19 protein-coding genes are annotated in these 22,085 nt (G+C 69.6%); 14 read left to right on the top strand and 5 right to left on the bottom strand.

Features of this window, described 5'->3' with window-relative positions; all coding sequences use genetic code 11:
* Nucleotides 1-33: 33 nt before the first annotated feature.
* The 5 genes from argE (at nt 34) to mltG (ending at nt 6,061) form a co-directional block, all read left to right on the top strand.
* A complete protein-coding gene (argE, locus tag F3H57_RS17610; RefSeq protein ID WP_149757464.1) occupies nt 34-1,197 on the top strand; it encodes an acetylornithine deacetylase in 1,164 nt (387 codons plus the stop codon).
* Nucleotides 1,194-2,537: an NAD(P)/FAD-dependent oxidoreductase gene (locus F3H57_RS17615; protein WP_149757466.1), complete on the top strand. Its 1,344-nt coding sequence runs from the start codon at nt 1,194-1,196 to the stop codon at nt 2,535-2,537. The genes argE and F3H57_RS17615 overlap by 4 nt, the downstream gene beginning before the upstream one ends.
* A gap of 184 nt (nt 2,538-2,721) precedes the next feature.
* On the top strand, nt 2,722-3,519 hold the full coding sequence (locus F3H57_RS17620) for a glycosyl transferase (protein WP_149757468.1): 798 nt from the start codon (nt 2,722-2,724) through the stop codon (nt 3,517-3,519).
* Between the two features lie 114 nt (nt 3,520-3,633).
* Nucleotides 3,634-4,893 (top strand): beta-ketoacyl-ACP synthase II, encoded by a 1,260-nt coding sequence (gene fabF / locus F3H57_RS17625; RefSeq protein ID WP_149757470.1) that lies wholly within the window; start codon nt 3,634-3,636, stop codon nt 4,891-4,893.
* A gap of 4 nt (nt 4,894-4,897) precedes the next feature.
* Nucleotides 4,898-6,061: an endolytic transglycosylase MltG gene (gene mltG / locus F3H57_RS17630; protein WP_149757472.1), complete on the top strand. Its 1,164-nt coding sequence runs from the start codon at nt 4,898-4,900 to the stop codon at nt 6,059-6,061.
* 183 nt (nt 6,062-6,244) lie between these two features.
* On the opposite strand, the gene F3H57_RS17635 is transcribed toward mltG, so the two are convergent.
* Nucleotides 6,245-6,985 carry a YebC/PmpR family DNA-binding transcriptional regulator gene (locus tag F3H57_RS17635; protein ID WP_149757474.1) on the bottom strand — a complete coding sequence of 247 codons (741 nt, stop codon included), beginning with the start codon at nt 6,983-6,985 and terminating at the stop codon, nt 6,245-6,247.
* A 106-nt stretch (nt 6,986-7,091) separates the two neighbouring features.
* Nucleotides 7,092-7,841, bottom strand: coding sequence for a type I methionyl aminopeptidase (map, locus tag F3H57_RS17640; RefSeq protein WP_149757476.1), 750 nt, complete (start codon nt 7,839-7,841; stop codon nt 7,092-7,094).
* Nucleotides 7,842-7,959: 118 nt separating this feature from the next.
* Between map and F3H57_RS17645 the strand changes: the two genes are divergently transcribed.
* The 8 genes from F3H57_RS17645 to F3H57_RS17680 all read left to right on the top strand — a co-directional run bounded on the left by F3H57_RS17645 (nt 7,960) and on the right by F3H57_RS17680 (nt 17,689).
* On the top strand, nt 7,960-8,568 hold the full coding sequence (locus F3H57_RS17645; RefSeq protein ID WP_149757478.1) for a LysE/ArgO family amino acid transporter: 609 nt from the start codon (nt 7,960-7,962) through the stop codon (nt 8,566-8,568).
* A gap of 308 nt (nt 8,569-8,876) precedes the next feature.
* Nucleotides 8,877-9,737, top strand: a complete 861-nt coding sequence (locus tag F3H57_RS17650; RefSeq protein ID WP_149757530.1) for a DMT family transporter — start codon at nt 8,877-8,879, stop codon at nt 9,735-9,737.
* A gap of 111 nt (nt 9,738-9,848) precedes the next feature.
* On the top strand, nt 9,849-10,046 hold the full coding sequence (locus F3H57_RS17655) for a hypothetical protein (protein WP_149757480.1): 198 nt from the start codon (nt 9,849-9,851) through the stop codon (nt 10,044-10,046).
* A gap of 216 nt (nt 10,047-10,262) precedes the next feature.
* Nucleotides 10,263-12,335: a phosphatase PAP2 family protein gene (locus F3H57_RS17660; RefSeq protein WP_149757482.1), complete on the top strand. Its 2,073-nt coding sequence runs from the start codon at nt 10,263-10,265 to the stop codon at nt 12,333-12,335.
* 149 nt (nt 12,336-12,484) lie between these two features.
* Complete coding sequence (betC, locus tag F3H57_RS17665; protein ID WP_149757484.1) at nt 12,485-13,993, top strand: choline-sulfatase; 1,509 nt, start codon at nt 12,485-12,487, stop codon at nt 13,991-13,993.
* 3 nt (nt 13,994-13,996) lie between these two features.
* Entirely contained in the window at nt 13,997-15,454 is a 1,458-nt protein-coding gene (betB, locus tag F3H57_RS17670) for a betaine-aldehyde dehydrogenase (protein ID WP_149757486.1), read from the top strand.
* Between the two features lie 252 nt (nt 15,455-15,706).
* Entirely contained in the window at nt 15,707-17,347 is a 1,641-nt protein-coding gene (gene betA / locus F3H57_RS17675; protein ID WP_149757488.1) for a choline dehydrogenase, read from the top strand.
* Nucleotides 17,348-17,419: 72 nt separating this feature from the next.
* Nucleotides 17,420-17,689 (top strand): YdcH family protein, encoded by a 270-nt coding sequence (locus tag F3H57_RS17680; RefSeq protein WP_149757490.1) that lies wholly within the window; start codon nt 17,420-17,422, stop codon nt 17,687-17,689.
* Here the strand turns inward: F3H57_RS17680 and F3H57_RS17685 are convergent.
* Nucleotides 17,646-18,179, bottom strand: a complete 534-nt coding sequence (locus F3H57_RS17685; RefSeq protein WP_149757492.1) for a glutathione peroxidase — start codon at nt 18,177-18,179, stop codon at nt 17,646-17,648. The genes F3H57_RS17680 and F3H57_RS17685 overlap by 44 nt on opposite strands.
* Nucleotides 18,180-18,291: 112 nt before the next feature.
* Here F3H57_RS17685 and F3H57_RS17690 point away from each other — a divergent pair, with 112 nt between their 5' ends.
* A complete protein-coding gene (locus F3H57_RS17690) occupies nt 18,292-18,561 on the top strand; it encodes a DksA/TraR family C4-type zinc finger protein (protein WP_149757494.1) in 270 nt (89 codons plus the stop codon).
* Between the two features lie 54 nt (nt 18,562-18,615).
* Here the strand turns inward: F3H57_RS17690 and F3H57_RS17695 are convergent, their stop codons facing one another.
* Entirely contained in the window at nt 18,616-20,640 is a 2,025-nt protein-coding gene (locus F3H57_RS17695) for a capsular polysaccharide biosynthesis protein (RefSeq protein ID WP_149757496.1), read from the bottom strand.
* Nucleotides 20,641-20,642: 2 nt separating this feature from the next.
* Entirely contained in the window at nt 20,643-21,794 is a 1,152-nt protein-coding gene (locus F3H57_RS17700) for a polysaccharide biosynthesis/export family protein (RefSeq protein ID WP_149757498.1), read from the bottom strand.
* Nucleotides 21,795-22,085 lie beyond the last annotated feature (291 nt).

Here is a 22,085-nt window from a genome sequence, read left to right on the forward strand (position 1 = left end):
CCCCTTGCGCCGCAACGCGCTACCGCTGGGGCCATGACCGCCCGCCTGTCCCCCCGCGAAATCCTCGATGCGCTCGTCGCCTTCCCGACGGTGAGCCGCGACAGCAACCTTGCGCTCGTCGACTGGGTCGAGCGCTACCTCGCCGCGCACGGCATCGCCGCGCACCGCCACTGGAACGAGGCGGGGGACAAGGCGGCGCTCTACGCCCATGTCGGGCCGGATGTGCCCGGCGGCGTCATCCTGTCCGGGCACAGCGACGTGGTGCCGGTCGACGGGCAGGACTGGACCGTCGATCCCTGGACGGTGACGGAGCGGGACGGGAAACTGATCGGGCGCGGCACGACCGACATGAAGGGCTTCGACGCGCTGGCAATCTGGGCGCTGGTGGAGGCTCGGCACGCGCGCCTTTCGCGCCCCCTGCAACTTGCCCTGTCCTACGACGAGGAGATCGGCTGCGCCGGCGCGCCGCCGCTCATCGCCGCGATGGCGAGGCTGCCGCGCGCGGGCACGGTCATCGTCGGTGAGCCGACGGGGCTGCGCCCCGTAACCGGCCACAAGGGCGGCGTGAGCTTCGCCGTCCATGTCCTTGGATTTGAAATACATTCCTCCATGCAGCACCGCGGCGTGTCGGCGATCATGTGGGGTGCGAAGCTGATCGACTGGGCCAACGGGGTAAACGAGTCCGGCTTCGCGGCGGAGCCCAGCGCACTGGCCGCGCCGTTCGAGCCATCGTGCACCACGCTGCATGTGGGGCAGATTTCCGGCGGCACCGCCCACAACATCACCGCGAAGGACTGCACCTTTTCGCTCGGCGCGCGGGTCGTCCCGGGCGAGTCGCCCGACGACTGGCGCGCGCGGATCCGGGGCGCGGCGGCAGCCATTTCCACCGACATGCGCGCGGTCCGCCCCGAGACCGGCATCGAGATCACCGAAACCTTCGCGCTGCCCCCGCTGGTGCCCGAAGCGGGCGGTGCGGCCGAGGCCCTGGTGCGCCGCCTGACCGGCGACAACGGCCCGGCCGGGGCGGTCAGCTTCGGCACGGAGGCGAGCCATTTCCAGGCCGCCGGCTACTCGACGGTGGTCTGCGGGCCGGGCGACATCGCCGTCGCGCATCAGCCGGACGAGTTCATCACCGTCGCCCAGTTCGAAGCCGGCCACGCCTTCATGCACCGCCTGATCGAGGAGCTGTCCGCATGACCTTCCCCTTCACGATGCCCGCCGAGCCCGAACATGGCGGCGCGCTGCCCGAGGCCGCGGATGTCGTGGTCATCGGCGGCGGCGTGATCGGCGTGTCCGCCGCGCTCTGGCTGGCGCGCGCCGGGGTTTCCGTGGTGCTCCTCGAAAAGGGCCGCGTCGCCGCGGAGCAGAGCTCCCGCAACTGGGGCTGGATCCGCGTGCAGGGCCGGGACCCGGCCGAGATCCCCCTCGCGCTCGAGGCGCAGCGCCTCTGGCAGGACCTGGAGGCGGAGTGCCAGGGCCGGCTCGGCCTGCGCCGGATCGGGGTGAACTACCTCGCCAACAGCGAGGCCGAGGTCGCGAAGTACGAAGCCTGGCTCGACTCGGCGAAACCCCTCGGCGTTTCCAGCCACATCCTCGGCCGCGAGGCGCTGGCCGACCACATTCCCGGCGCGCAGGCGGGATGGGCCGGGGCGCTCTGCACGCCCACCGACATGAAGGCCGAGCCCTGGGTGGCGGTGCCCGAGCTGGCCCGCCTCGCCGCCGCCTCGGGCGCCACGATCCGCGAAGCCTGCGCGGTCCGCGCGCTCGACATCGAGGCCGGGCGCGTGGCCGGCGTGATCACCGAACGCGGCCGCATCCGCGCGGCAGAGGTGCTGGTCGCGGGCGGCGCCTGGTCCTCGCTGTTCCTGCGCCGGCAGGGCGTGTCGATCCCGCAGCTCTCGGTGCGCGCCACGGCGCTGGAGACAGGGCCGTTGCCGCAGGTCACCGGCACCGCCGGGGTCGACCGTCATCTCGCCTTCCGCCCACGTGCGGACGGCGGCTACACGCTCGCCCCCTCGACCGCGTCCGAGATCTATGTCGGCCCCGACGCGCTCCGCGCCGCGCGCAAGTACTGGACGGTGCTGCGCGAGATCGGCTTCGACATCCGCCTGCACCCGCGCGCCCCTTCCGGTTTTCCCGATGCCTGGGGCACCCCGCGACGATGGGCGGAGGACGAGGAGACCCCGTTCGAGCGCAAGCGCATCCTCACGCCTCCGCCGAACATGACCAAGGCGGAGGCCGCCTGCGCCGCCTTCGCCCGGACCTTCCCCGAGGTCGGCACGGTCCGGCCCCGCACCGCCTGGGCCGGCATGATCGACACCATGCCCGACGTCGTCCCGGTGGTCGACCGCACCGCCGCTCTGCCCGGCCTGACCATCGCCACCGGCATGAGCGGCCATGGCTTCGGCATCGGCCCCGCCTTCGGCCGTGTCGCCGCCGACCTGATCCGCGGCGCGGCGCCGGGCCACGACCTCTCGCGCTTCCGCCTCACGCGCTTCACCGACGGCTCCCCCATGCGCCCCGGCCCCGGCTTCTGAGGCCGCGCCGACGATAGGGTCACGCCGCCCCGGACAAGCCGGCGCCCCTGTCTTCATCTGCCCTCAAATACCCCGGGGAGCGCGAGGGGCTGGCCCCTCGCTCCGCCGGTTGCCGCTCGCGTTGGCCGACGGTCCGCACCGACCGCCCTTGCCGCGCCCCGGCCCGCCGGGTAATCGACGCGGCATGGAGCGCGCGACGATCGTCTGCATCAAGTGGGGCACCCTGTTCGGGGCGGATTACGTGAACCGGCTCTATTCCGGCGTGCGCCGCAACCTCTCGCGCCCGGTGCGCTTCGTCTGCATGACCGAGCATCCCGAAGGCCTGCACCCGGACGTGGAGGTCCTCGACCTGCCGACCGAACCCTTCCGGGCCGAGATGGACGCCGCGCTGGCCGTCGCCAACCGGCAGGGGGCGATGCGCAAGGTGTCCCTGTTCCGTCCCGGCGCGATCCCGAACCTGACCGGTCCGGTGCTGGGCTTCGATCTCGACGTGGTGATCACCGGCGCGCTCGATCCGATCCTCGATCTGGCGCCGGGCCATGTCGCGATGCGTCACGACTGGACCGAGAAGCGCAAGGGGCGCCCGACCGGCCACGGGTCGGTCTTCCGCTTCGATCCTTCGGTGCACGGCTTTCTCTACGACGACCTCGCCGCCGCCCCCTACGCCGAGACCGAGAAGGCCCGCGGCTCGGAGCAGCGCTACACCAGTCACAAGGCGATGGACCGGGGTCGTTTTTCCTATATTCCAGAGCGTTGGGTCGTGTCCTTCAAGTATGACTGCAACCCGTTTCCGGGCAACTGGCTGCGTCCGCCGCATCTGCCGGAGGACGCCCGCGTCGTCTGCTTCCACGGCCGCCCGAAGATGCCGGAGGCGATCGAGGGCTATTCCGGCTCCCTCATCCGCCGCTCGCGGCCCTGCGGCTGGCTGCGCGAGCACTGGATCGACCGGGCGCGCGCCGATCTCGGCCCCGACTGGGCCTAAAGACCCGCCCTCTCGGCGATAATCCGATCAGCTCGAGGCCCGGTCGCTCTTGCTCCTGTCCCCCGCCGCGGGATAAGACCGTCGCCGTCGATAACGCGAGGAAGGGCAGCCGAAATGCGTCGAGTCGTGGTCACCGGAATGGGCCTTGTCACCCCGCTCGCCTGCGGGCTGGAGGAAAGCTGGACGCGGATCCTGGACGGCAAGTCCGGCGCCGGGACCATCACGCGGTTCGACGCCAGCCATCTGGCCACCACCTATGCGTGCGAAGTGCCCTATGGCGACGGTTCGGACGGCAGCTTCAATCCCGACGACTGGCTCTCCGCGAAAGAGCGGCGCAAGGTCGACGATTTCATCCTTTACGGCATCGCCGCCGCCGAACAGGCGGTGGCGCAGGCCGGCTACAAGGATGTGTCCGAAGAGGCCAGGCTGCGCACCGGCGTGATGATCGGCTCGGGGATCGGCGGGCTCAATTCCATCGCCGAGACCGCCTACCTCATCCGCGACAAGGGCGCGCGGCGCGTGTCGCCGTTCTTCATCCCCGGCGCGCTGATCAACCTGATCTCCGGTCAGGTGTCGATCCGCTACGGCTTCAAGGGGCCGAACCATTCGGTGGTGACGGCCTGCTCTACGGGTGCGCACGCCATCGGCGATGCGGCGCGGCTCATCCGCGACGACGATGCCGACGTGATGATCGCCGGCGGCGCCGAAAGCGCCATCTCGGAGATCGGCATCGCCGGCTTCAACGCCTGCAAGGCGCTCTCCACCAAGCGCGGGAACGCGCCCGAGACCGCCTCGCGCCCCTATGACAGCGACCGCGACGGCTTCGTGATGGGCGAGGGCGCGGGCGTCGTCGTTCTGGAAGAATACGAACACGCCAAGGCCCGCGGCGCGACCATCTTCGCCGAAGTGATCGGTTACGGTCTGTCGGGCGACGCCTACCACATCACCGCCCCGTCCGAGGACGGCGACGGCGCCGAACGCTCCATGCGCGCGGCGCTCAAGCGCGCGGGCCTGGAGCCGGGCGATCTCGACTACATCAACGCGCACGGCACCTCGACCATGGCCGACGTGATCGAGCTCGGCGCGGTGGAGAGGATGCTCGGCGACGCCGCCGGCAAGGTCACGATGTCGTCGACGAAATCCGCGACCGGGCACCTTCTGGGCGCCGCCGGCGCGATCGAGGCGATCTTCTCCATCCTCGCGATCCGCGACCAGGTGGCGCCGCCGACCATCAACCTCGACGATCCGGCGGTGGAGACCGCCATCGACCTCGCTCCCAACGCAAAGCGCGAGCGCGAGATCACCTACGCGCTGTCGAACTCCTTCGGGTTCGGCGGCACCAATGCCAGCGTCCTCTTCGGAAAGGTGGCCTGACCTCATGTGGCGACACATCGCCTCCAACGCCCTGACCTTTCTGGTCGTCGCCGTCTTCCTCGTCGGGGGTGTGCTGATCTGGGCGAAGTCCGAATACGACAATCCGGGCCCGCTGGCCCAGGCGATCTGTCTCGATGTGCCGCGCGGCACGAACATGGGCGCGGTATCCGAGAACCTTGCCGGCGAAGGCGCGGTCAGCTCGGCCATGCTGTTCCGCCTGGGCGCCGACTACAACGACAAGGCGGGATCGCTGAAGGCCGGCTCCTACCTCGTGCCCGAAGGCGCCTCGATGGCCGAGATCGTCGACATCGTCACCCGCGGCGGCGCGTCGACCTGCGGCACCGAAGTGATCTACCGCATCGGCATCAACGCCGCCGAGGTGGAGGTGCGAGAGCTCGACCCGGCCACCGGTCGCTTCGCCGAGGTGGTGGAGTTCGATCCGGCCGCCGACGAGACGCCCGAGGAATATGCCCGCGTGCGCGACGCCGCCGATACCCGGTTTCGTGTCGCTCTCGCCGAGGGTGTGACCTCCTGGCAGGTGGTCGAGGAACTGAAGTCGGTCGACGTTCTCGACGGCGAGGTGGAGGTGCCCGAGGAAGGCTCGCTCGCGCCCGACGCCTACGAGATCGCGCCGGGCGACGACCGCGCGGACCTGATCGACCGGATGCAGCGCGCGCAGGAGGCGATCCTGGCCGAGGCCTGGGCGAACCGCGCCGAGGATCTGCCACTGGAGTCGCCGGCCGACGCGCTCATCCTCGCCTCCATCGTCGAGAAGGAAACCGGTGTCGCCGAGGAACGCCCGCAGGTGGCAAGCGTCTTCGTCAACCGCCTGCGCCGCGGCATGCGCCTGCAGACCGACCCGACGGTGATCTACGGCATCACCGAGGGGGAGGGTGTGCTCGGACGCGGCATCCGCCAATCGGAGCTGCGCGCGGCGACGCCCTACAACACCTACGTGATCGAGGGCCTGCCGCCGACGCCCATTGCCAATCCGGGCCGCGCGGCGATCGAGGCCGCGCTCAATCCGGCCGAGACGCGCTACGTCTTCTTCGTCGCCGATGGCACCGGGGGGCACGCCTTCGCCGAAACCCTCGACGAGCACAACGAGAACGTCGCCCGCTGGCGCCAGATCGAGGCGGAGCGCGGCGAGGAGACGCAGGCCAACTGAGCGCGACGCCGGGCGCGGGCGCGCTCGGTCCCTCCCAAACGAGATCGGCCCCGGCACGGCGCCCTGCGCCGGCTGGGCGTCGCCCCTGTTTTCATCTGCCCGGAAATATCCCGGGGGTGTGGGGGCTGGCCCCCACTGCGCCCCGGGCCGCCCCGCGCACGGGGCGCGGTCGGCGCCCTGCGCTCAGAGCTGCTCCATCACCTCGTCGGAGGCCTCGAAATTGGTCGTCACGCGCTGCACGTCGTCGTCGTCCTCCAGCGCGTCGATCAGCTTCATCAGAGACTGCATGCCCTCGAGGTCAAGCTCGGTCGTGTTCTGCGGCTTCCAGACCAGTTTTGTCGACTGGCTCTCGCCGAGCTGCTCTTCCAGCATTGTCGAGACATCGTTGAGATCGGTGTCCGCGCACCAGATCACGTGCCCGTCCTCGGAGCTCTCGACGTCCTCCGCCCCGGCCTCGATGGCTGCCTCGAGCACGTCCTCGGCGCCACCGACCTCGGCCGGGTAGACGATCTCGCCCTTGCGGTCGAACATGAAGCCGACGGAGCCCGTCTCGCCCATGTTGCCGCCGTTCTTGGAGAAGGTGGATCGGACGTTGGACGCGGTGCGGTTGCGGTTGTCGGTCATCGCCTCGACGATCACCGCAACACCGTTCGGCCCGTAGCCTTCGTAGCGGATCTCCTCGTAGGCGTCGCCGTCACCGCCGGTCGCCTTCTTGATGGCGCGGTCGATGTTGTCCTTGGGCATGGACTGCCCCTTGGCTTCCTTGACCGCCATCCGCAGGCGCGGATTCTTCTCGGGGTCGGGATCGCCCATCTTCGCGGCGACGGTGATCTCTTTCGAGAGTTTCGAGAAGAGCTTGGAGCGCGCCGCATCCTGCCGCCCCTTGCGGTGCTGGATGTTCGCCCATTTGGAATGGCCGGCCATGATCGTGCCTCGTCAGATCGGATGTCCTGAAATCGCCCGTCTCTATAGGGCAGGGCGGCGGGGCGGAGCAAGCCTACGCTACGATGCCTCCTGGCGCGGCCGCGGATCAGCCCGGAAGCGTCAGGACGATGGCGCGGCCCGCGGTCGCGACAACGGTGTGTTCGTATTGCACGACCGGGGCGACGGGCTCGGCCGTCAGGGTCCAGCCGTCCGTCTCCTGCGCGGCCCAGAGCGCGCCGGTGGACAGGAACGGCTCCACCGTCAGCACGAGGCCGTCGGTGATGCGCCGCCGGTCGCCGCGTGTCGGCCAGGTGGCGATTTCCTCGGGATATTCGTGCAGCGCTCGGCCGACGCCGTGGCTGGCGAGGTTGCGCACCAGCGTGTAGCCCCGATCCGAGGCGAAGCGCCCGATTGCGTGGCCGATAGTGGCCACCGGCCGTCCCTCGCGGACCTGAGCGATGCCGATCTGCATCGCGCGCCGCCCGTCGCGGCAAAGCCGGTCGATGGAGGGGCGCACCGGCGGCACGCGGACGCTGGCGCCGGTATCGGCGAAATAGCCGTCCTTCGACGCGGAGACGTCGATGTTCACGAGGTCCCCAGCAGCGATCGTCCGGTCGCCCGGGATGCCGTGGGCAATCTCTTCGTTCACGCTGATGCAGGTTGCGCCGGGAAAGCCGTAGGTGGACTCGGGCGCAGGTTCCGCGCCCGAGCGGTCAAGCAGGGCACGCCCGATGTCGTCCAGTTCCGCGGTGGTCATGCCCGGCTCGAGCGCATGGGCCATCGCCTGCAGGGTGTTGGCGACGATGCGGCCGATCTCCCGCATGCCGCGCAGCTCGTCTTCGTTGCCGATGGTCATCTCTTGCCCTTTCCCGAACGTCCCCCGTCGGCACGCTAGACCGGTTGTCCGGGGATGTCTGCCACCGATCGCACCGATGGTGCTGGCCTGCGCCGCGGCGGCGGGATAGGTCGCGCCCATGCCAGGACCGGACCTCACCGCTGCGCTGGCCGGCTTCACGCTCGGGCTGTCGCTGATCCTCGCCATCGGGGCGCAGAACGCCTTCGTGCTGCGGCAGGGGCTGGTGCGGCGCCACGTTCTGGCGGTGGTGCTGACCTGTGCGGCCTCGGACGCGGCACTGATCGCCGCGGGGGTGTCCGGGATGGGCGCGCTCGGCGCGCGCCTGCCGTGGTTCGCGCCGGCGATGCGCCTCGGCGGGGCGGCGTTCCTGCTCTGGTACGGCGCGCGCGCCCTGCACACGGCCTGGCGCGGCGGCATGACGATGGAGGCAGGGGGCGCGGCGCAGTCGCTGCGCGCGGCGCTTCTGACCTGCCTCGCGCTCACCTGGCTGAACCCGCATGTCTACCTCGATACCGTGGTTCTGCTGGGGGCGGTGGCGGCGGGCTACGACAACCGTCTCGCCTTCGGGATCGGGGCCGTCACGGCGTCCTTCGTGTTCTTCTTCGCGCTTGGCTACGGGGCACGGGCACTGGCGCCGCTCTTTGCCGCACCGGCCGCGTGGCGGGCGCTCGACGCCGTCGTCGGGGTGACCATGTGGGCGATCGCGGCGTCCCTGCTGCTTCACTGAGCCGTCCCGGGTGCGGGCGTCGCGGGACGGACCGGGGCGCTGCCCCGGACCCCGGGATATTTCGGGGCAGATGAAATCCGGGGGCGGGCGCACACGCGCCGGCGGGGCAGCGGGGGACATCGGGAAGGGGTGAGCGTGCGCCGCGTGCTTCCGGGGCAATCGACTTGCATGTCGGGCCGGGCGCGCGCTTGATGCGCGGCATGACACAGGCGGGACAGACAGGGATGACGCAAGCTGCGGGGCCGGCTGCCACGGCGGAGGAGGCGGCGGCGACCCCGGCGGGCCGGCCGCTCGAGGGTATCTTGTGGATGGCCGTCACGGGCATGTGCTTCGTGATGGTCACGGCGCTGGTCAAGACGCTGGGCGGGCGCATCCCCGCCGCCGAAAGCGCTTTCCTGCGCTACCTCCTCGGGCTGGTGTTTCTCGTGCCGGCCTGGCGCCAGCTGGCCGCGCTGCGCCTGACGCGGCGGGAGGGCGGTCTTTTCGCGCTGCGCGGGGTATTCCACACCGCGGCGGTCATCTGCTGGTTCTATGCGATGACGCGCATCCCGCTCGCCGAGGTCACGGCGATGAACTATCTCAACCCGGTCTATGTCTCGATCCTCGCGGTGGTCTTTCTGGGCGAACGCATGGCGGCGCGGCGCATTCTGGCGGTCTGCGCGGCGCTGGCCGGTGCGCTGCTGATCCTGCGGCCGGGGGTGCGGACGCTCGATCCCGGGCACATCGCGATGCTGTTCACCGCGCTTTTCTTCGCGGGATCGTATCTCGTGATGAAGATCCTGTCGGGGCGGCATTCGGCGGCCGTGGTGGTGGCGATGATGTCGATCACGGTGACCGTCGGCCTTGCCCCTTTCGCGATTGCCGACTGGGTCACGCCGGGTTGGGGCGAGCTCGCGCTTCTCTTCGGGGTCGCCTGTTTCGCCACCGCCGGGCATTACACGATGACGCGCGCCTTCGCCGCCGCGCCGGTCACGGTGACGCAGCCGGTGACCTTCCTGCAGCTCGTCTGGTCGGTGGCGATCGGCGCGCTGTTCTTCGCCGAGCCGCCCGACCCCTTCGTGATCGCCGGCGGCGGCCTCATCATCGCCGCGGTGACCTTCATCACCTGGCGCGAGGCGCGGGCGCGCCGGCGGCAGGTCATGCCGCCGATCCACGCAACAAAGTACTGATCGACACAATTGTTGTTTCCGATCCGGAAAATCGCCGCGTGGAGCGCAAGGTGCTGCCGCATTTCCGGTGGATTGTCTCAGTTACACCAACTTGCGGAGGAGTGGACCGAGATGTTTGCCGACAATACCCTGACCGACAATTTTCGCGACGTGCGTGCCTTCATCCTCGCCGAGCGCGAGAAGACCGTGTCGGATCGCGAATGGAGTTTCCGCTTGCGCGGCTACGGCTACCGCCTGAACAAGACCGAGCGCGGCTACGAAGTGGCGCGGCTGTCGCGGGGCGAGGTGCTTGGCGTGATCGACGCCTGACCGCCACATGACAGTCCGGACCTGACAGCCCGGCCGGTCCCGCGCGGATCGCGCCGGGTTTGCTGTTTCCACAACCGGCGATCCGGGCGCCTTTTTTCTCCGATAGGTTGCGTCAAGTCAGGAATGCACGCTTGACGTGTTTTCCTTCGCACTGGATACTCACGGCACTTTACGCGACGTCACTTTATTTGAAATCCAGATTTCGGAGAAGTCATCATGCCTGAAGATATGCGGAGCAGCACGCCAATCCTGCCGACCGACCGCCACGCCACGGCCAAGCGCGTCCGCGAGAAGGTGGCCGATTTTCACAATGCCGGGGCCTTCGAACCCGAACAGCCGAACGGCGACGAGGCCGCGCCGTACCTTTTCAGCTTCACCAAGGGGCTCGAACACGACGCGCACGGCCTTCTCATCGACGACGCGCATTTCGCCGCGTTCCGCACCGGCACGCTGTCGGCAGATCCCAAGATCTTCGAGCAGGTGCCATTGGTGAACCGCAAGGAGGTCTTTCCCGGCCACGGCGCGTTCCCGGACGCCTTCGGCGATCCGGTGCGCAAGTGGGAGAGCCCGACCGCCGGCTTTTGCTACGTGCTGCAGGGCCCCGATCCGCAGGCGATCAAGATGCCGCCGGCGCCGGCCGCCGGCAGCGACGAGCTTGCCGCAGAGATGGCCGAAGTCTACCAGATGGCGCTGCACCGGGATCTTCCGGTCGCGGCCTACATGGAGGAGAGCCTCGTCGACGCGCTCGACGATCCTTTCGCCAGCGCCTCTTTCGGCGCGGTGGAGGCGGCGAGCGGGACCCTCTCGACCCTGCGCTGGTTCGCCGGCAAGACGGAGTTCGGAGACGGCGCACCGGACGTGGCGCTGACGCCGGAGGTCGCCGCGCACCGCCGCTGCGGCCAGGCGCAGACCCCGGCCTCGCTGTTCCGCGGCGTGGGCGAGGGCACGCAGGACGGCCCGTTCGTGTCGCAGTTCATGGTGGTGGGCACCAGGGCCCCGAAGGCCGACAGGCCCGGCAGGGCCAGCGGCAAGGTGCGGTACGGCAACCAGGTCCTGCCGCAGATTGTCCGGATGGCCCATCCCCACGTAGACTACATGACCGCCTGGGGCGACTGGTTGGACGTACAGAACGGGCTGCATGCGCGCCGCCTGAACGAGCTGACGGGCAAGTCGGAATTCGTCACCGACGCGGACGGTATCGTGCACCGGCCGATCGCGACGCTTCGGGATCTGGCGACCTACGTGCACGACGATGCGCTCTACCAGGCGTATCTGAACGCCGCGCTCATCCTGCTGTCTGAAGGGGCTGAGACGGACCGGGGCATTCCCTACCACGGCTCCGCGCACAACCTGTTCGGCGGCAACCAGGCGCCCTTTGCCGTCTTCGGCGGGCCGCACCTGCTCACGCTGGTGACGGAAGTGTCGAGCCGGGCGCTGCGCGCGGTCCGGGCCAACAAGTTTTCCATCCATCGCCGGCTGCGGCCCGAGGCGCTCGGCGGGCTCTTCCACATGGTGCTGAGTGGTTACACGCCGAACGGGGCGGACGAATTCGGTGGCGACGACGACACCGATCTGCGGCGGACGGCGCGGGCGCAGTTGGCCGACAAGATCGCGCCCTACACCCATCCGACCGACAAGCCACCGCGCGAGCCCGGACTCTACAAGATCCTCGAGAAGGTGCGCGAGCACAACGGGGCGACGGGGCATGCCCCGAGCTGGCTGTTGCCCATGGCCTTCCCCGAAGGATCGCCCATGCACCCGGCCTACGGCGCGGGCCATGCGACCGTGGCGGGGGCCTGCGTGACGGTGCTCAAGGCGTTCTTCGAGATGAACGCTTACGACGACAGCGGGAAGAAGACCGGACGCAAGCTCTTCGTCGATCCCGCCGACACGGAGACCGACGCCAATGTCGCCTACGTGCCGGTGGCGGCGAACGCTCAGGACCCGCACGCGCGGCTGAAGGCGCTGGAGATCCCTTGCGGGCTGACGCTGGTGGGTGAGCTCAACAAGCTGGCCTGGAACATCTCCAACGCGCGCAACATCGCCGGGGTGCATTACTACACCGACTACATCGAGTCGCTGCTTCTGGGTGAGGCGATTACCATCGGCATCCTGCGCGAGCAGATGTGCACCTACGATCCCGAGGAAAAGGTGTCGATGACGCTGCCGCTCTTCGTGCCGCGGCGGCTGCCGGCGGTGCTGCTCGGCGGGTCCGACATCAAGCCGGACGACGTGGTCGAGGAGATCGTGATCCGCTCCGACGGGACGCTGGCGCTGCCGCAGCACTGACGCCGGAACGCACGACACCACCGGCCCGCGCCGCGACCCGAAAGGGCCGCGGCGTTTCTCGTTCGTCTTTGCAAGGCGCTATTGATTGACGAGTCAATCAGCGACCTGTAACGCTGCCGAGGACGGACATGCGCACAAGGGAGGCCGGCATGGCGAAGCCCAACATCCTCGTTCTGATGGTGGATCAGCTGAACGGGACGCTGTTTCCCGACGGGCCGGCCGACTGGCTTCACGCGCCGAACCTCAAGCGGCTGGCGGCGCGCTCCACCCGGTTCCGGAACGCCTACACGGCCTCCCCTCTCTGCGCGCCGGGGCGGGCGTCGTTCATGTCCGGCCAGCTTCCGAGCGTCAGCCGGGTCTACGACAACGCCGCCGAGTTCTCCTCGGACATTCCGACCTATGCCCATCACCTGCGGCGCGCGGGGTACCAGACGTGCCTGTCGGGCAAGATGCATTTCGTCGGGCCGGACCAGCTGCACGGCTTCGAGGAGCGTCTGACCACCGACATCTACCCGGCCGATTTCGGCTGGACGCCCGATTACCGCAAGCCGGGGGAGCGGATCGACTGGTGGTACCACAACCTCGGCTCGGTCACCGGCGCGGGCGTGGCGGAGATCTCCAACCAGATGGAATACGACGACGAGGTTGCCTACGAGGCGGAGCGCAAGCTCTATGACCTCTCGCGCGATCACGATGCGCGGCCCTGGATGCTGACGGTCAGCTTCACGCATCCGCACGATCCTTACGTCGCGCGCCGCAAGTACTGGGATCTCTACGCGGAGTGCGAGCACCTGCAGCCGGAAGTGCCGGCCTTCGATTACGAGGACCACGACCCGCATTCCAAGCGCATCTTCGACGCCAACGACTGGCGCAAGTTCGACATCACCGAGACCGATATCGAACGCTCGCGCCGCGCCTACTTCGCCAACATCTCGTATCTCGACGACAAGATCGGCCAGATCCTCGACGTGCTGGAGCGCACGCGGCAGGAGGCGATCGTGGTCTTCGTGTCCGATCACGGGGACATGCTGGGCGAGCGGGGGCTGTGGTTCAAGATGTCGCTCCACGAGGGTTCCGCCCGCGTGCCGCTGATGATCTCCGCCCCGGACATGGAGCCGGGACTGGTGGAGGCGCCGGTGTCGACCATCGACGTCTGCCCGACGCTTTGCGATCTCGCCGGCGTGTCGATGGCCGAGGTGATGCCCTGGACCGAGGGCGAAAGCCTGGTGAAGCTGGGGCAGGGCGGCGCGCGGAAGAGCCCGGTGGCGATGGAATACGCCGCGGAGGCCTCCTATTCGCCGCTGATCGCGCTGCGCGAGGGGCGGTGGAAATACACCAATTGCGCGCTCGACCCCGAGCAGCTTTTCGACCTCGAGGCCGATCCGCACGAGCTGACCAACCTCGCCGAGGATCCCGAACATGCCGCGGTGCTGGAGCGCTTCCGCGAGATGGCGGCCCTGCGCTGGGATCTCGAACGTTTCGACGGCGAGGTGCGGCAGAGCCAGGCGCGCCGCTGGGTGGTCTACGACGCGCTGCGCCAGGGCGGCTATTACCCGTGGGACTTCCAGCCGCTCAAGACCGCCTCCGAGCGGTACATGCGCAACCACATGGATCTGAACATCGTCGAGGAGAGCCAGCGCTTCCCGCGCGGCGAGTGAATGATGAGCTACGACACGAAGCCGAATGCCAGCCATTTCGTGGACGGCCAATACGTCGAGGACACGGACGGCGAGCCGATCGAGGTGATCTATCCCGCCACCGGTGAGGTGATCGCGACCGTGCACGCCGCGACCGACGCCGTGATCGAGCGTGCTTTCGAAAGCGCGCGCGCCGCGCAGGAAGCGTGGGCGGCAACGTCGCCGCGCGAGCGCGGCCGGGTGCTGACCCGCGCCGCGCAGCTCCTGCGCGAGCGCAACCGCGAGCTGTCGGAACTGGAGACGCGCGACACCGGCAAGCCGCTGCAGGAAACGCTGGTCGCGGACGCGACCTCGGGCGCCGATGCGCTGGAATATTTCGGCGGCATCGCGGCGGGCCTGACCGGCGAGCACATTCCGCTGGGTGAGGACTGGGCCTACACGATCCGCGAGCCGCTCGGCGTCTGCGTCGGCATCGGCGCGTGGAACTATCCCACGCAGATCGCCTGCTGGAAGGCGGGCCCGGCGCTCGCCTGTGGCAACGCGATGGTGTTCAAACCCTCCGAGACGACGCCGCTGTGTACGCTGAAGGTGGCGGAAATCCTCGTGGAGGCGGGGCTGCCCGCCGGCCTGTTCAACGTGGTGCAGGGGGCGGGGCCGGTGGGCGCCGCGCTCACCACCGATCCGCGCGCCGACAAGGTGTCGCTGACGGGATCGGTGCCGACGGGGCGCAAGGTCTATTCCGCCGCCGCCGAGAGCATGAAGCACGTCACGATGGAGCTTGGGGGCAAGTCCCCGATGCTGGTCTTCGACGATGCCGATCTCGAGGATGCGATCGGCGGCGCGATCCTTGGCAACTTCTATTCCTCGGGCCAGATCTGCACCAACGGCACGCGGGTCTTCGTGCAGAAGGGCCTGCGCGAGCGGTTCGTCGCGCGCATGGCCGAGCGGATGCAGGGCGCGGTGATCGGCGATCCGCTGGACGAGGAGACGAATTTCGGCCCGATGGTCTCGGCGCGGCAGATGGAGATCGTGGAGCGCTACCTGAAGATCGCCGAGGACGAGGGCGCCCGGCGCGTCTGCGGCGGCGAGCGGCTGGACCGGCCGGGCTACTGGCTGACGCCGGCGCTCTTCGACGGCGTGACCGACGAGATGACCATGGCGCGCGAGGAGATCTTCGGGCCGGTCCTTTCGGTTCTGGAATTCGTGGACGAGGACGAGGGCATCGCGCGCGCCAACGCGACGGAGTTCGGGCTGTCCGCGGGTGTGTTCACACGTGACATCTCCCGCGCGCACCGGGTGATCGGGCGGCTGCGGGCCGGGACCTGTTTCATCAACTCCTACAACGACGCGCCGGTGGAGATGCCCTTCGGCGGCGTGAAGATGTCGGGGATCGGCCGCGAGAACGCCAAGGCGGCGATCGAGCATTACAGTCAGGTGAAGTCCGTCTACGTGCGGATGGGGCGCGTCGAGGCGCCGTTCTGAGGGCATCTCATCCGCCCTTGCGGGCGTCTTCGAGCCGACCGCCGGCCCCGGAATGGCGGGCCGGTCGAGGGGCGGATGCGAGAAAGAATTTGCTGAGAGGCGCCCCGGAGGCAGGTCTGCCCCACGAGGCGCCATGTCGAGTGTGATGGGCCCGCCACCCGAGCCTCAAGGACGCTGCGCGCCGCCTGCCGGCGGTGGCCTGACGGCCATCCTTGACCCTCGGGCGGCGCGCCGTGGCGGGAGACGGGTGTGATGGAAGCGGATTACGTGATCGTCGGGGCGGGCAGCGCGGGCTGCGCCATGGCCTTTCGGCTGGCCGAGGCCGGCAAGTCGGTGATCGTGGTGGAGCATGGCGGCTGGGACGGCGGCCCGTTCATCAACATGCCAGGCGCGCTCAGTTACCCGATGAACATGAAGCGCTACGACTGGGGCTATTTGTCCGAGCCCGAGCCGCATCTCGGCGGGCGGCGGCTGGCGGCGCCGCGCGGCAAGGTGATCGGCGGGTCGTCCTCGATCAACGGCATGGTCTACGTGCGCGGGCACGCGATGGACTATGACCACTGGCGCGACCAGGGCGCGGACGGCTGGGGCTATGCCGACGTGCTGCCCTATTTCAAGCGTCTGGAGACGAGCCATGGCGGCCAGGAGGGCTGGCGCGGCACGGACGGGCCGCTGCATGTGAGCCGCGGCAAGCGGGACAATCCGCTGACCCGCGCCTTCGAGGCGGCGGGCCGCGAGGCCGGTTACGAGACCACCGCCGATTACAACGGCGAGAAGCAGGAAGGCTTCGGCCCGATGGAGGCGACGATCCATCGTGGCGCGCGCTGGTCGGCGGCGCGGGCCTATCTGCGTCCGGCGCAGAAGATGGGGGCGGTGCTGCATCGCGGGATGGTCACGCGCGTGGTCATGGACGAGGGGCGCGCAACCGGCGTCGAGGTGGAGCGCGGCGGCGCGCGAGAGATCGTGCGCGCCCGTGCGGAGGTGATCCTGTCGGCCTCGGCCTTCAACACGCCGAAGCTTCTGATGCTGTCGGGGATCGGGCCGGCGGCGCACCTGGCCGAGCACGGCATCGACTTGGTCGCCGACCGTCCGGGCGTCGGCGGCAATCTGCAGGACCACCTGGAGCTCTATCTGCAAATGGCGGCGACGCAGCCGGTGAGCCTGTTCAAGTACTGGAACCTTGCGGGGAAGGCCTATGTCGGGGCGCGCTGGCTCCTGACGCGGACGGGGCCGGGGGCGTCGAACCAGTTCGAGAGCGCGGCCTTCATCCGCTCGAAGGCCGGCGTGCAGTACCCTGATATCCAGTATCATTTCCTGCCGATCGCGGTGCGCTACGACGGCCAGGCGGCGGCCGAGGGGCACGGTTTCCAGGCGCATGTGGGGCCGATGCGTTCGGCCTCGCGCGGGTCTGTGCGGCTGACCTCGGCCGATCCGGCGGCGGCGCCGGAGATCCGCTTCAACTACATGAGCGAGGCGAGCGACTGGGAGGATTTCCGCACCTGCATCCGGCTGACGCGCGAGATTTTCGCGCAGCCGGCCTTTGCCCCCCATGCCGGCCACGAGATCCAGCCGGGCGCGGCGGTGCAGTCGGATGCGGAACTCGACGGCTTCATCCGCGAGCATGTGGAGAGCGCCTATCACCCCTGCGGCACCTGCCGGATGGGGCGGCGCGACGATCCCGGCGCGGTGGTCGACCCCGAGGGCCGGGTGATCGGGGTCGAGGGGCTGCGCGTGGCCGACAGTTCGGTCTTTCCGCGCATCACCAACGGCAACCTCAACGGGCCGTCGATTCTCGTGGGCGAGAAGATCGCCGATCACGTGCTGGGCCGGCGCCTGCCGCCCGAGAACGCGGCGCCGTGGATTCATCCGGAGTGGCAGACCGAGCAGCGCTGACACTTGATCCGGATCAAGGACTCGAGCGCCGCGGGCGGGACAGAGTGCGCGCATCCAGAGAGGAAGAGCGCCATGACACACACGCCCCACCGCCTTGCCGAAGAGTTCCCGGCCTTTCGCGAAACGATTGCCGAGCTGCGGCGCAGCGATGCGCATTTCGCCAAGATCGCTGCGGAGTACGAGGCCGTGAACGACGAGATACACCTCGCCGAAAGCAACGTGCATCCGATGGAAGACCTGCAAGAGGTGCACAAGCGCAAGGAGCGCGCGGCGCTCAAGGATGCGATCTACGCGATGCTTACCCGCGAGGGGTTGAAAGAAGAGGCTCGATCCGAGACGTGATCGCGGCGGACAGCGGCTGCGTCGACGAGCCCCAGGTCGCCTCGACCTCGCCCGCCGGGTCGATCAGGACCTTGTTGAAGTTCCAGGCGGGCTCGAACGCCGCCTCCGTCGCGAGCCAGCGGTAGAAGGGGTGCGCGGCGGGCCCGCGAACATGGGTGATCGTGGTCATCGGAAGATCGAGGTTGAAGTTCAGCGCGCAGAAATCCTTCACCGCTTCGTCGGAGCCGAGCTCCTGGCGGAAATCGTCGGAGGGTACGGCGAGGACGACAAGGCCCCGGTCGCGGTAGCGATCGTAGAGCGCCTGGAGCGCGTCGTATTGCGGCGTGAAGGCGCAGCGCGAGGCGGTGTTGACCACGAGCACCGGCCGGCCCTTCCAGTCGTCGCTGTCGATGGTGCCGCCGTCGATCGACCGGAAGGTGACACGGTCGAGCGCGGCGGCGGGCAGCGCCGAGAAGAGGGCGAGCGCGAGGGCGGTGAGCAGGCGGATCATGTGGCCTCCGTCAGTTGACGCCGAGGTAGGCCATGTCCGCCCGGCGTCGAGACGGGACTGGCCAGCGCCGGGCCCGACGTGGCAGAATGCCGCTCTGGCACAGGAGGATTCCATGGCCGGAGGCTGGACCCGGGACGGCGCCGTCGGTGAGCAGATCGAGGCGTCGATCAACGAGGAACTGGAGCGGTTGCGCGGGCGCGCGGCGCCGGCGGGCGAGAGCCGGACGCATTGCGCCGAATGCGAGGAGCCGATCCCCGAAAAGCGGCGCCAGGCGCTGCCGGGGGTGAAGCTTTGCATCGACTGCCAGGAGGAGCGTGACGGCCGCGCGGCGCCGCGCGGCGGGATCAACCGGCGCGGGTCGAAGGACAGCCAGCTGAAATAGCGCGGGGGCGGGGCATCTCATCCGCCCTTGCGGGCGTCTTCGAGCGGGCCGCGCTCAGCGCCAGAGGTGGGCGCGGGAGGCCAGCAGGCCTTGCAGCTTGGACAGCGCGCGATTGCCGGCGCCGGGATGCGCCACCACGCCGCGGGCGAGTCGTTCGGCGACGATTTCGGGCGGGCAGGGGCGCCGCGTGAGCGGATCGAGGTAGCGCGGATAGGCGATCAGCGTCGCATGCACGAGCCCTTCGAGCGTCGGGCGCGGCCCGCCGAGGCGGCGCGCGGGCACCGGGCCGAGATCGCGGGTCAGCCCCCAGCCGGCGTAGAACGGCGCGCCCAGCGTCACCACCCGGCAGCCGCGCAGGAGCGCCTCGAATCCCGTCAGCGAGGTCATCGTCCAGATCTCGTCGACCTGGGACAGAAGCGCCGCGATGTCGCCCGTGACCACTGCGTCGGCCCAAAGCTCGGGCGTTTCCACCGCGCCGGGCCGCAGGCCGGCGATCACGTCGGGATGCGGTTTCCAGACGATGACGGCGCGCGGGTTCTCCGCCCGCGTGCGCCGCAGGAGCGCTTCGTTGGACTGCATTTCCGGGCTGCCGAGGCGGATGGAGGCGTCGTCCTCCACCTGGCCCGGCACCAGGATGCGGTGGCCCGGCGGCAGACGCGGGATCTCTCCGGCGAGGTTGTATTTCGACAGCGCGTTGGTGACGAGGAAGCGGATCAGCTGGCGCGCGCGCGCCTCGGCGTCGGATGGCAGCGGGGCGCTTTCGGCGATCAGTTGCTCGAGCCGCGAGGGCCGGCCCGGGTCGTAGTAGATGCCGAGGTCGTCGGCGACGAGGGAGGCCGGCGGCACCAGCTCCGCGCCGAGCCCGCGCGAGCGCAGGAAGCCGTCCTCGATGCGCACGGCATTGTCGCCTTCGGCAGCACGGCCGGCCCAGACCATGACCCGCCGACCAGTGCGCGCCGCGAGAAAGTCCGCTCCGGCCTCGGCGAACCGAATGCGCCGCTGGCTGCCGTAGAAGCGCTGCAGCGGCCGGCGTTTCCAGAGGCGCATGCCGCGCGCGACCCAGCCGGCGCGGTCCTCGCGCCAGGCCCGTACCTCGGCTTCGAGCGCGCCGATCGCGTCCTCGATTTCGCCCCTGCGGTCGCGGTAGGGATCGTACCAGACCGGGTAGAGGATCGCTGCCCCGGCAAAGAGCTGCGCGCGGGTCAGCCGGCGGCTGCGGCGCGCGACGGGACGGTCGTCATCGGTCAGGCCCCAGCCGGCATAGAACGGCTGGCCGAAGACGCGCGGGCGGTGCCCGGCCAGGATCGCCTCGAACCCGAGCTGCGAGGAGATCGTGTAGACCCCCACGGCGCCGTCGAGCAGGGCCCAGGGCGACAGGTCCGCGTCGCAGAAGGCGATCCGGTCCGACAGGTCGGCCTCGGTGAAGTGGCCGGGGCGGAAGCCTTGCGCGGTTTCCGGATGGGTCTTGATGAGGATCCGGGTGCCGGGATGTTCCTCTTGCGCGAAGATCAGCATCTCGCGGAACCGTGCCGTGTCGGCGCCGCTGGCGCGGACCGAGGCGTCGCCGCGCGTCTGGTCAATCACCAGGACGTAGCCGGGCGCCGGTGCGGGCAGGGCGGGGTCGACCGCGCTGTACTTGGTCAGATGCGCGCGACGGATGCGGGCGACGGCATGGCGCGCCCGGGTCAGGAGGGCCGCGTCGTCGAGCGGATGCGTGGCCAGCAGGTCCTCCAGATCGGAGGGTTGCGCGGGGTCGAAATGCAGGCCCCTGCGGTCGATCAAAAGGCCGATGGGGGGCTCGCCCGCGCGGCCCGGATGCAGCGAACGCAGCCAGGCATCCTCGATCCGCACCAGCGGGGCGCCGCTGCGCGCTGCCACGCGCTCGCCGCGCCAGGCATGGGGGGAGGCGCCCCAGACGCCGACCGCGTCGCCGGCGCGCGGCCAGCCGAGCGACACGCGTTCTCCACCTAGCGCGAGGATGCGGCGGATGCGGGCGCTGCGCGCGATCCCCGCGGCGTAGACGCAAAGACGCCGGGGCGCGGCGGCCCCGGCGTCACCGTGCTGACCCGGTCGGGTCATGCCTAACTGCCGGATCCCGAAACCGCGTCGGCCGTGGTGGCGAGGGTGGAGACCGTGCCGAGCGTCCCCGTGATCGAGGAGATCACCTTGCTCCACTGCGTGAACGGCGCCTCGGTGACGTAGACGGTGTCCTGGTCGCGGATGACGAAATCGCGCGCGGTGAACATGCCGTTCGGCTGCGTGAGGTCGAGCACGTAGACGAAACGCTGCGCGCCGATCAGGTCGTCGCGTCCGAGCACCTGGTTGGCGATGTCCGCCGGTTCGTTGCGGAACACGAAGACGCCCGTCGGGTCGGAGGCAGTGGCGACGAGGCCGCCGACCTGTGCCAGCGCCTCGACCGCGGAAATCGTCTGGCTCTCGAACGGCACGCGCGCCTGGGTGCCGGTCGCGCCGAGCGCGGTGAAGGAGCGGGTGTCCTCCTCCACCAGGATCTTGTCGCCGCCGCGCAGCGCGATGTCCATCGACGGGTGGTCGTAGAGGTCCTGGAACCAGACCGTGCCCGTGGAACCGCCGCGCTGCAGCTTGATCTGCGCGATCTCGGGCTCGATCGCGACCCCGCCGGCATTGGCTAGCATGGCGCCGAGCGTGCGGGTCGGCCGTTCGATCGGATAGACGCCCTGCGCGCCGACGGCGCCGAGGATCGACACGGTCTGCCCGTCGCCAGCCAGGCGGCGCACCTGCACCTGCGGATCGGGCGTCTGGTCGCCGAGCCGGTCGGTAATGATCCGGCGCACGGACTCGGGCGAATTCCCGGCGGCGCGGATGCGCCCGGCATAGGGCACGAAGATGAAGCCCGACCCGTCCACCTGCACCTCTTCGAGGAGGGTGGCGTTGGTGCCTTCGCCGGCCAGAAGGCCGTCGTCGACGTTTTCCCAGATCGTTAGACCGAGCGTGTCGCCGGGAGATATCGTGTCGGAGCCGACGACGCCGGCGCCCTGAAGCTGGTCGGCGAAACCGAGAGCGGGGACGACTGCGGTGGCGCGGGTGACGCGATCGTTGGCCTCGACGACGAAGGCGTCGCCCTGGCGCTGTACGGAGCCTGCGAAGATTTCGCGTTTGTTGGGGCCGACACGGGGCAAGCCGCAGGACGCCAGAACGGAGGCGGCGACCAAAAGGGCGACACCCCGCGTGAGGCGCGATGGGGTACGTTTCACTGCACGGTCTCCTCGACCTGTTCTTGTCTGCCTCGGTGTTTTTTTGCCACTCTAGCAAAGTTTCGAGTGAACGGAAGCTTGTCGCGGTGGCGGCGCCGGCCGGGTGCGGCGGTGTTGCCGCAGCGCCGCGGTTGGCTTGCGCCGCAATTTCAGTCGGCTGCGTCGCCGGTCGGCTGCATCGCGATGTTGTCGCCTGCCCCGGCCGAGCGCGGCAGCGATCCGCCCGAACAGCACCGCGGGCCTCGGATGCGCGCCGGACCGTCCCGCGGTCTGGCGCGATGTCGCCCTCGT

Source organism: Roseivivax sediminis (assembly GCF_900112685.1).
Classification (GTDB): Bacteria; Pseudomonadota; Alphaproteobacteria; order Rhodobacterales; family Rhodobacteraceae; genus Roseivivax; species Roseivivax sediminis.